Consider the following 9,951-nt stretch of genomic DNA (forward strand, 5'->3'; position numbering starts at 1 on the left):
TGCAGCGCTCGCGCCTTGGCCTGCTCTTCGCCAAGGCTCGAGGTGTTGCCCGAGTTGTCGAGCCGGATGATCAGGTCGTTCTTCTTCACGGTCTGGCCGATTTTCACGGCGATCTCCTGGACGACGCCGGCCTCGCTCGCCTGGATGATCTGCGTCTTGGAGGCGGGAATGACCTTGCCGTCGCCGCGCGCGATCTCGTCGACCTCGGCAAAGGATGCCCAGGCGGTGAAGGCCACGAACAGGGCCCCTATGATGTAGACGGACGCCGATGCGAAAAGCGGCGGCCGATCTTCCCTTGCAAACATTCCCCAACGTGCCCCGGTCAGGCATTCGCCTTTTGCAATGCCTGGATGACTTGTTCCTTCGCTCCGTCCGCGACCACGCGGCCCTGCTCGATGACGATGAGACGGTCGACCAGCTCCAGCATGCTGTAGCGGTGGGTCGACACGATCAGCGTCGTGTTGCGGTCGAATGCGACCTTGAGCTGCTTGATCAACTGCCGTTCCGAGGCGAGGTCCATCGAACCCGACGGCTCGTCCAGGAAGACGATCTTCGGCTTGGTCAGCAGCAACCGCGCGATCGCCACCGCCTGCCGCTGGCCGCCCGACAGATTGGTGCCCCGCTCGCCGACATTCATGTCGTAGCCGCGCGGATGGCGCGAGACGAAGTCGTCGACGCCCGCAGCCTTCGCGGCGTCGATGATCTCCTCGTCGGTCGCTTCCGGAGCGGCCATCAAAAGGTTTTCCTTGACCGTGCCCGAAAAAAGGTCGCCGGCCTGCGCGACGATGCCCACTGCGGCGCGCACTTCAGACGGGTGATATTGGCGCATGTCGATGCCGTCGATGAGCAGTTCGCCGGAGGTCGGCAGGAAGAGCCGGCCGACCAGACGGCCCATCGTCGTCTTGCCGGAGCCGATGCGGCCGATGATGCCGATCCGCTCGCCGGCCTTGACCGCGATGTTCAGCCCGCTCAGGACCTCGTTTTCGGTGCCCGGATAGGCGAAGCCGACATTCTTGAAGACGAGCGCGCCGCTGCGGATCGGCCGGTTGACGAAGCCGACCGTGTCGGGCCGGTCCTCCGGCTGCGACATGATCGTGTTGATGATCCTGAGCGACAGCATGGCCTGCCGGAAACGGGAGAGCGTGATGGCGATCTGGCCGAGCGGCGCGACCGCGCGGCCGGCCAGCATGACCGTGCCGATGATCGCGCCCGTCGAGACCTGGCCTTCCGAGAAGGCATAGGCGCCGGCAACCACCAGCGCGACGGTCACGAATTGCTGGATTGCGCCGGTGACATTGCCGGCGGCGGCCGAAAGCTCCTTGATCTTTTCCGACGTGTTGGCCGCGTTCTTCGAATGCTCGCCCCATTTGCGCAGCAGGTAGGCCTCGGCGCGCAGCGACTTGATCGTTTCCAGCGTGGAGATGGATTCGACCAGGAGCGCCTGGCGCTGCGCTGCCTCGTTCATGGAAGCGGCGACTCGTCTGCCGATACGCCGCTGCGTGACCAGGCCGACGATGATGGAAAACAGGAAGGCCAGCGCCGGTATGATCACCAGCCAGCCGCCGATGGCGTAGATGACCAAGAGGAAGACGAAGACGAAAGCCGTGTCGATGAAGACGCTGATGGTGTTCGAGGTGAAGAACTCGCGCACGAACTCGTATTGCGTGACGCGGTTCGCGTATTCGCCGGTCGACCCCGGCCGCGCCGACAAGGACGAGTTGAGCACTTTCTCGAACAGCAGATAGGAAATCCTGAGATCCGCCTTGCGTCCGGCGTAGTCGATGAGCGAGGCGCGGGCCGTCTTCAGCAACAGATCGAACAGGATCGCCGCGCCGATTCCGATCGCCAGCACCCAGAGCGTCGACACTGCCTTGTTCGGTAGGATGCGGTCGTAGACGTTCATGGTGAAGATCGGCGAGGCGATCGCCAGCATGTTGATGAAGATCGCCGACAGCACGACCTTCGAATAGGTGCGCCAGAACGCCCCCATCGTTCCGGTCAGCCAGTGGCGCCTTTCGATCCTCGGCGCCTTGCCTACCGTCATCTCCTCGGCGGTGTTGGCATAGGTGATCGAGAATGAGGCTCCGCCGCTGATGTAGCTCCCGGCGAGCTCCGATTTGCTGATCGCGGTTCGTCCGTCTTCCTGCGGAGCCGTCAGATATTGCCCGGTCTCGGTCTCGGCGAGCAGCGCGACCGGCAACTGATTGGTGCGGAAGACGATAGCCGGAAGATCGACGCGGCCGCGCACGAAATCGCGATGGCTGAACTCCCGGACCTCGAGGCCGATGCGTTCGGCGAGGTGCCTGATGTCGTCCGGCTCGATGCGCGTTTCCGAAATCGGCACCCCGGCAAACAGCACGGTCTCCGCGCTCGGCCGGCCGAGATAGGCTGCAATCGCCGAGAAGCAGGCTTTGAAAGCCTCCTTGGGCGAAACGATGTTGGGCTGCTGGTTCACGATCTGCCCCGAAGGACCAGAGATCGATGCTTACATCGGCTGCTTCTTCCTGACCGGCGCGAGGATGTCGAACGGCAGATCGTTCTTCTGCTCCGACGGCGTCCGCGCATAGGTTTCGGTGTCGGCCGTCTCCGGCACGCCGAATTCCGTTCGCGCGTAGGCTGTGGCCTGCTTGGCCGGCTGGATGTTCAGCGTCTTCAGCAACTGCCCGGTCGCGGCCAGCAGCCGGTATTCGGCAAACAGCGACGCATAGGACGAGGTGTCGGCCAGCGTTGCGGTGTTGAAACGCGTGTTCTGCGCGTCGAGCACGTCGAGCAGCGAGCGCTGTCCGACCTTGAACTGCTCGCGGTAGGAAGCCACCAGCTTTTCGTTGGTGGCGGCCTGCAGCCGCAGTGTCTGTGCGAGTTCCGCCTGGCGGAAGCGGCGGTCCCATGAGGTGCGTACGGCTTCCTCGATCTCGCGCAGCACCTGATGCAGCGCAAGACGCTGCTCGCTGGTGCGGCGGATCTGCTCCTGCTCGTTGGCCTTGTCGATGCCGCCGCGATAGAGGTTCCAGCGCAGCACGACGCGCGCCTGCAGGTCGCTGGTGTCGCCATCGTCGCCGTCGATGTCAGATCCACCCCGGGCGACGCCCTCGGCCGTGATCGTGGGGCCGTATTTCGCCCGCGCGGCGTCGACCAGCGAGGCCGCCGCGTCGATGTCGCTGTTGGCCATATGGACGCGCGGATTGCTCTGCCTGGCGAGCCCGATCGCGTCATCGAGCGAGCGCGGCAGCGCGCCGGCGACATCGGCCGGCCGCGACGCATTGGTCAGCGGCTTGCCGACATTCTTGAAGAACCGGATCTTGGCGGCTTCGAGCTCCTCCGCGGCCTCTTGCACGCGCGCCTTGGCGGCATAAAGGCGCTCCTCGGCCTGTTGCCGGTCGGCATCGTTGAGCGCGCCGCCGGCGATGCCCTGCTTGATGTCGCCGAGTATAGACTGATGGAAGGCGAGGTTTTTCTTCGCTTCGGCGACGATCGACCCCTGCAGCATGTATTCAAGGTAGTCCTGGACGACGGCAAGCCCGATAAACTCGGACCGCTCCAGCACTCTGAAAGACGCTCCGTCGACGCGGGAGGCCTGGCGGTTCAATTCGGCCCGCCTTGCCCCGCTGTCATAAAGCGTCTGCGTAACGGTGAGGTCGGCCTCGTTCGGATAGAGGGCGTCATGCTCCTCGCCGATCGCGCGACGGGAAGGATTGTCCAGGCGGCGGGCGCCTGTCGACGCTTCCAGATCGACGCTGGGAAGATAGAGGCCTTTTGCCTGGCGCAGCTCGAATTCGATGGCTTCGCGGTTTTCGATCGCCTGCCCAATCTCAGGATTGGACTCGACGGCGACTGCTACGGCTTCCTTGAGTGTGAGTGCGCTGGCGCTTCCACAAGTCAGCATCGACACCGTCATGGCAAGCGCAAAGCGCCAGCCGACGGTCACTTTACCCGTCCTGGTCATTTTAACCCCGTGACTATCCCCGCGCCCTATTGTTTTTTTAGCGCTTATTTGCCCGAGCCTGCCACCAGAGCTTTCGGCCAGTATCTAGCAGATTTTCCGAAGATGTGAGCGCTTAATGATTTCGAGTCCATCAAAAGCGAGGTTTCGGGTCATTAGTCCGAGCGGTTGTAGCAAAAATAGCACAGAAACACGGTGCGCCTCTGGGTTGCGATGCGGACAGTCCCGCCACGATCGCGATTTTCTAAACAAATAGCTAAGCTGGGCCAGGAATCGCCCGGCCTCTATGGTGACTTTGTTAACCCTCTTCGTCGGCAAGGCGTGTCCGGTGACGCCGAGGCAGCGCTCTCACTCGAGGGACGTCGAGCCTAGGCCATCGACCGGCCGAGGATGTTGCGCCGGTGATCGGCGAGGTTGCGGACGAGGCAAGGAAAGCCACGGTCCCGGCGACATCTTGCTGCAAGAAATCTGCTCCGGTTCTGCAAGGCATGCGCCGGAAATTGCCATGTGCGGCTGGTTTTGTTGGCAAACGGGGACCGATCCCTGTATTGCGGGCTGAAAGCAAAGCATGGACGTTCTTGTATGACAAATGTCGCCCTGACCGGGCTTGCCCGCGATCTCGCCCGGCGCGCCGCCGAGGGCCGTCCCGTGCGCATCGGCGTCATCGGCTCGGGCGAGATGGGCACCGATCTGGTGACGCAGGGCATGCTGATGCCGGGCATTTCGGTCGCCGCCATCTCCACCCGCCGCCCGCACACGGCACGCGAGGCGATTCGCATCGCCTATGGCGACGACGCAATGGCTGCCGAAGCCGAGACCGCCTCCAAAGTCAGCCAGGCGATAGAAAGCGGCAGGATCGCCATCACTTCGAACGAGATGCTGGTCACCAATCCGCTGATCGACGTCGTCATCGACGCCACCGGCAAGCCCGGCGTCGCCGCCGATTTCGACCTGATGGCCATGGAGCATGGCAAGCATCTGGTGATGATGAATGTCGAGGCCGACGTCACCATCGGCTGCTATCTCAAGCAGCAGGCCGATCGCCTGGGCGTCGTCTATTCGGTCGGCGCCGGCGACGAGCCGTCGAGCTGCATGGAGCTGATCGAGTTCGCCTCGGCGCTCGGCTACACCATAGTCTCGGCCGGCAAGGGCAAGAACAACCCGCTCAACCACGACGCCGTTCCCGACGACTATCGCGAGGAAGCGCTGCGCCGGAACATGAATCCGCGCATGCTGGTCGAATTCGTCGACGGTTCCAAGACCATGGTCGAGATGTGCGCCATCGCCAACGCCACCGGCCTGGCGCCCGATGTTCCAGGCATGCATGGCCCGAAGGCCGACCGCGACCAGCTCGCCAAGGTGCTCATCCCGCGCGAGGACGGCGGCATCCTGTCGAGGAAGGGTGTCGTCGACTACACCGTCGGCAAGGGGGTTGCGCCAGGCGTCTTCGTCATCGTCGAGGCGACGCATCCGCGCGTCGTCGAGCGGATGGACGACCTCCATGTTGGCCACGGCCCCTATTACAGCTTCTTCAGGCCCTACCACCTGACCTCGCTGGAGGTGCCGCTGACCGCGGCCCGCATCATGCTCTACGGCCGGCCCGACATGGTGCCGCTGCCGAAACCGGTGGCCGAGGTCTGCGCCGTCGCCAAGCGCGATCTCGCCGCCGGCGAAACCTTCGATGCCATCGGCGAGACCTGCTACCGCTCCTGGACCATGACGGTCGGCGAGGCACGCGCCAGCCGCGCCGTGCCGGTCGGGCTGCTCGAGGGCGGCAAGGTGTTGAAGCCGGTCAGGAAGGGCGAACTGCTGACCAGCGACAACGCCGCGCCCGACAAGACGACCAGGCTCTATGCCTTGCGCCGGCTGCAGGACGAGATGCTGTACGGCGCGAGCGCTACTTCCCCAGCTCTATCGACCTGAGCCGCGCCGCTTCCACCGCGTCGGTCAAAAGCTTCGTCAGCCGGTCCTCTCCCATCAGCACGGCAAGCGCCGCCGCCGTCGTGCCGTTGGGGCTGGTGACCTGCTGGCGCAGCACGCCCGGCTCCTCGTCGCTTTCGGCGGCGAGCGAGGCCGCGCCGTAGACGGTCTGCATGGCGAGCAGCTTGGCTGTCTCGGCCGGCAGGCCGGCCTTCTCGGCGGCAACCGTCAGCGCTTCGATGAAATGGAAGATATAGGCCGGGCCGGAGCCGGAGACCGCCGTCACGGCATCCATCAGGCTCTCGTCATCGATCGTCGTCACGACACCGCTCGCCGAGAGCAGTTCGGCGACGAAACGCCTGACGTCGTCCAGGACCAGCGGGTTGGAGAACACCACCATCATGCCCTTGCCGATCGCCGCCGGCGTGTTCGGCATGCAGCGGACAATCGGCGCGAGATCGCCGAGGATCTCCTCGAAGGTGGCGACCGGCGTGCCGGCGGCGATGCTGACGAAGGTGGTCCTGCCGTCACCGAAGCGCTTGTAAGCGACGAGCACATCGCGGATGACCTGCGGCTTCACGGCGATGACGACGAGATCGGGCACGGCATCGGCCGGAACGCCGGAAGCGCCGGCCGCAACGCGGCAACCAAGATGTTCGGCGCGCTTGCGCAATTCGGCATTGGGCTCGACCACGAACACCGCGGACGGCTCAAGCTTGCCGGATTTCAGCCAGCCCGAGAGCATCGCGTAACCCATATTGCCGCAACCGGCGAGAACGAGCCTGATGGTCATGGAAGCCTCCGAAAGAAGGCTCCTCCCATAAACGGTCGCGCGGCGGCGGGAAAGCCCTGTCGGGAGGGATCGGTCGCCCGCTCGCGGATCAGTGGGGGCAGCGGGCCGGAATCGGCCGCAGCGAAACCTGCCTCAGGCCGAGCACGCTGAGCACGAGGAAAAGCCAGACCGGGTCGGCGCGGCGGAAGAAGAAGCTTTCGAGGAAGCCGTTGAGCGCGGTGAACAGCACCACCATCATGAAGAAGTCGCCGAGATAGATGTTTTCCTTGCGCAACGGAACGCGCATGTAGTCCCCGAGCGGCGCGATCAGGAAGGTGTAGACCGCCACGCAAAGCGCGGGGATGCCCATCAGCACCGCGATGTCGAGATAACCGTCATGACCGTGCACGATGTTTCGGATGTCCCAGGGCCGGTCGAAGGGCTGGTCCTGATTGAGCAGCAGCGGCGTTCCCCAGAAGCTCTCATAGCCATAGCCGGTCCAGGGCCGCTTCGCCAGCATCTCGCCGGCAAACTCCCACAGCGTGGTGCGGCCGGTATAGGTGAGGTTCGGGAAATAGACCGCCGCCAATTGCTTCACCGGCGGGATGAAGACGATGCCGAGCGTGCCGACCGCGGTCGCGACGATCGCGGACAGAAACAGGATCGGCGTGCCGATCCGCACGCCGATGAGGCTTGGCAGCACCACGATCAGGATCGAGAACGGCACCAGTCCGGCGGTCGTCTTCGAGCCGGTATGCAGCATGAAGATCATTGCCGCTGAGAAGATGCCGATGCCCCACCAGCGTTGCCCGCGCCGCCAGAGATAGAGTCCGGCAAAGCTGAAGCAGGCCATCACCGGCCCGGCGATGTTCTTGTGAGTGAAGACGCCGCGCCACAGGCCCGCATGCTCCGGCTCTTGCGAGTCGGCGGTGTGCAATGCCTCGTGCGGAAAGACGATGAGCCCGACATAGGAAAGACCCATCACCATCACTGCGGTGAAGATGATGACCTTGGCGAAGGAGTCGGCGTCGCGCGGCAGCACCAGGATCGTCGCCATGGTGATGATGCCGATCATGGTGAAGGAGGCGGCGCGCATGGCGGAGGGCGGATCGGTCGCCAGGATCACCGACAGGAAGAAGAAGCCCAGCATCAGCGCCCAGGACGGGCTGATGAGCGAGCGCACGACGCGCGGATCGGCGAAGGCGAGCAGCGAGAAGATGGAGATGGCGCCGAGCGATCCGAAGCCGAGCTGGTTGACGATGTCGCCGCCGTCGCCGGTGAGTTCCGCGCCCGCAGGCTGGAAGGGCCGGAACGAGACGATGATGACGGTGAAGAGCAGCGCCGCGATTGCCGTCGCAATGCCCTCGCGCGTGAAGGCGGCGCTGAGCGGCGCGCGCTCAGTTCTTCTCAGGCTGCCGGTACTGCTCATTGGCATATCCGAGTTCGGCAAGCACCCGGCCGAGCGCGACATAGATCGGGTAAAGGCCTGTTGTCATCGAGCCCGTGCGTGCCAGCCGGATGGCGCCGCGCAGCGGCGAGGCGGCAAGCAGCGCCAGGCTCTTCAGCAGAACCTTGGCGCCGGCGAACCGCGTGCCCGCACGCTTTTTCTTCTCGACGAGCGTGGAGATGACGCCGTTGCGCAGGCTGCGGGCGCGGATCCAGTCGGCTTCCACGCGACGGGCCGGAATCGTTTCCCTGACCTTTGCCTCGGCGCACCAGCCGAGAACGAAACCTTTCTGGGCGGCGCGGCTCAGGAAATCGGAATCGCCGCCGCCCATGAAGTTGAACCTGAGATCGAGGAAGGGCGGCCCCATGGCGATAAGCACATTGCGCCCGACCAGCAGGTTGCCGGACGAATAGAGCGCCGGCACGCGGCCCGTTTGCCGGTATGGGGGCGCGAAGACGGGGTGATCGGCCCATCTCGCATGGGAGGGATCGGCGAACACCGGCACTTGCGGCCCGCCTACGATATCGGCTCGAAGCGTCTCGGCTGTCTTGCACATGCGTTCCAGCCAATCGGGCGCGGCAATCTCATCGTCGTCGATGACGAGAAGATGTTTGAAGTTTGGGAAATAAAGCATCGCCGTCTGCCAGCCGGCATTGTAGGCGCTGCAATTGCCGCGCTCGTGCGCGACGATCACGAGGCCCGGCATCTCGCCGCGCCCGAACAACGGTAGTGCCGCCGTGGCGCCCTCGCGCGCCTCGGCCTCGTTTTCCATGACGATGACGGCAAAGTGCCGCTCGGTCTTCTGCGCCCGGAGCGATGCCAGCGTTTCCAGCAGCAACTGGGGACGCTTGAAGGTCGGCAGCGTGACGACCGCCTCGATGCTCTCCGCGGCGAGTCCCGGAGACCGCCCCGCGATCGATACCCCCGCAATCGATACCGAAGCGTCCGATGGCAAAGGGATCATCCGTTTCCAGCCGTGTGGGTTCGATCCTCGATAGCAGCCCGATGATAACGCTCCGTTAATCACCTTTCGCGGCGAGCCCCGCAAAACCAAGGCGTTTGGCCTTTGACGGTGTCATTTAATCAAGGCTTCACCGCGTTTTGCTACCGGCTACACCAATGGATAGGTGAGATGCATCTGCTGTTCGCCACATCGATCGTGCCCGACGGCGCTCTCGCCTCCGGCTACGAGATTGCCAACGCCGCGATCATCGACGCGCTGCGGCGTGCCGGCGCGCGCGTCACGGTGATGGGCTTCATCTGGCCGGGAAAGACGCCGTCCGATCCGCAGAACACCATCGTGCTTGACGCCGTCGAGGTGCGTACCGAAAACGCCCCGGCTCTGCAGAAACTTATCTGGCTGGGCAAGGCGGTTGTCTCCGGCCTCACCTTTTCCTCAGTCAAGCTGCGTGTCGTCTCGGACGCCAAGGTTCACGCCGCGATCGATCGTGCCGGGCCGTTCGATGGCTATGTCCTGAATTCGGTGCAGTTCGCCGGTGCGTTTGAGAAGGTTCTCGCCGATCGGCCGTCGATCTTCGTCGCGCACAATGTCGAGCATCGTTCGGCCGAGGAGAACGCCGCCGCGGCTGGCAGCGCTCTTCAACGCTGGCTGTTTCGCCGCGAGGCCAGGCTGCTGGAGGTCATGGAGGATCGCCTCTGCCGCGCCGCGCGTTTCGTCTTCACGCTGGCCGAGGAAGACCGCGCCGCGCTCGGCGTTGCCTCCGGCGACCGCTCGGCGGTGCTGCCGCTGGTGACCCGCGCCGAGGCGCCGACGAACAAAGGCCCGCGCCGCATCGACTTCGACGCGGCGCTGATCGGCACCTGGACCTGGCAGCCCAACCGCATCGGGCTGGACTGGTTCTTGACTAAGGT

Annotated in this window: 7 protein-coding genes and 1 pseudogene; 2 read left to right on the forward strand and 6 right to left on the reverse strand. The window is 64.5% G+C overall.

What is annotated here, in order from left to right; all coding sequences use genetic code 11:
• From EOA29_RS14035 to EOA29_RS14045, 3 genes are all read right to left on the reverse strand, one after another.
• Nucleotides 1–305, reverse strand: a 305-nt coding sequence (locus EOA29_RS14035) for a biotin/lipoyl-binding protein (RefSeq protein WP_127221035.1), incomplete at its 3' end; no start/stop codon positions are given.
• Nucleotides 306–322: 17 nt separating this feature from the next.
• Nucleotides 323–2,455, reverse strand: coding sequence for a type I secretion system permease/ATPase (locus EOA29_RS14040; RefSeq protein ID WP_127221036.1), 2,133 nt, complete (start codon nt 2,453–2,455; stop codon nt 323–325).
• 30 nt (nt 2,456–2,485) lie between these two features.
• Nucleotides 2,486–3,943: a TolC family protein gene (locus EOA29_RS14045; RefSeq protein ID WP_127221037.1), complete on the reverse strand. Its 1,458-nt coding sequence runs from the start codon at nt 3,941–3,943 to the stop codon at nt 2,486–2,488.
• A 579-nt stretch (nt 3,944–4,522) separates the two neighbouring features.
• Between EOA29_RS14045 and EOA29_RS14050 the strand changes: the two genes are divergently transcribed.
• The gene (locus EOA29_RS14050; RefSeq protein ID WP_127221038.1) at nt 4,523–5,863 is read left to right on the forward strand and encodes an NAD(P)H-dependent oxidoreductase; all 1,341 of its coding nucleotides are present in this window, start codon (nt 4,523–4,525) and stop codon (nt 5,861–5,863) included.
• Here EOA29_RS14050 and proC read toward each other — a convergent pair.
• The 3 genes from proC to EOA29_RS14065 form a co-directional block, all read right to left on the reverse strand.
• On the reverse strand, nt 5,838–6,653 hold the full coding sequence (gene proC / locus EOA29_RS14055) for a pyrroline-5-carboxylate reductase (RefSeq protein WP_127221039.1): 816 nt from the start codon (nt 6,651–6,653) through the stop codon (nt 5,838–5,840). The genes EOA29_RS14050 and proC overlap by 26 nt on opposite strands.
• Nucleotides 6,654–6,741: 88 nt before the next feature.
• Complete coding sequence (locus EOA29_RS14060; RefSeq protein ID WP_127221040.1) at nt 6,742–8,061, reverse strand: O-antigen ligase; 1,320 nt, start codon at nt 8,059–8,061, stop codon at nt 6,742–6,744.
• The gene (locus tag EOA29_RS14065; protein WP_127221041.1) at nt 8,030–9,043 is read right to left on the reverse strand and encodes a glycosyltransferase; all 1,014 of its coding nucleotides are present in this window, start codon (nt 9,041–9,043) and stop codon (nt 8,030–8,032) included. Before EOA29_RS14065 ends, EOA29_RS14060 begins: the two co-directional genes overlap by 32 nt.
• A 168-nt stretch (nt 9,044–9,211) precedes the next feature.
• Here EOA29_RS14065 and EOA29_RS14070 point away from each other — a divergent pair.
• Nucleotides 9,212–9,951: pseudogene (locus EOA29_RS14070) on the forward strand (glycosyl transferase); the annotation flags it as partial.

Origin of the sequence: Mesorhizobium sp. M1E.F.Ca.ET.063.01.1.1 (assembly GCF_003998155.1) — a bacterium.
Classification (GTDB): domain Bacteria; phylum Pseudomonadota; class Alphaproteobacteria; order Rhizobiales; family Rhizobiaceae; genus Mesorhizobium.

What these genes read in the sequence shown, in the direction of transcription:
- EOA29_RS14045 (WP_127221037.1), bottom strand. Translation starts at nt 3,943, where the DNA reads ATGACCAGGACGGGTAAAGTGACCGTCGGCTGGCGCTTTGCGCTTGCC.
- EOA29_RS14050 (WP_127221038.1), top strand. Translation starts at nt 4,523, where the DNA reads ATGACAAATGTCGCCCTGACCGGGCTTGCCCGCGATCTCGCCCGGCGC.
- proC (WP_127221039.1), bottom strand. Translation starts at nt 6,653, where the DNA reads ATGACCATCAGGCTCGTTCTCGCCGGTTGCGGCAATATGGGTTACGCG.
- EOA29_RS14060 (WP_127221040.1), bottom strand. Translation starts at nt 8,061, where the DNA reads ATGAGCAGTACCGGCAGCCTGAGAAGAACTGAGCGCGCGCCGCTCAGC.
- EOA29_RS14065 (WP_127221041.1), bottom strand. Translation starts at nt 9,043, where the DNA reads ATGATCCCTTTGCCATCGGACGCTTCGGTATCGATTGCGGGGGTATCG.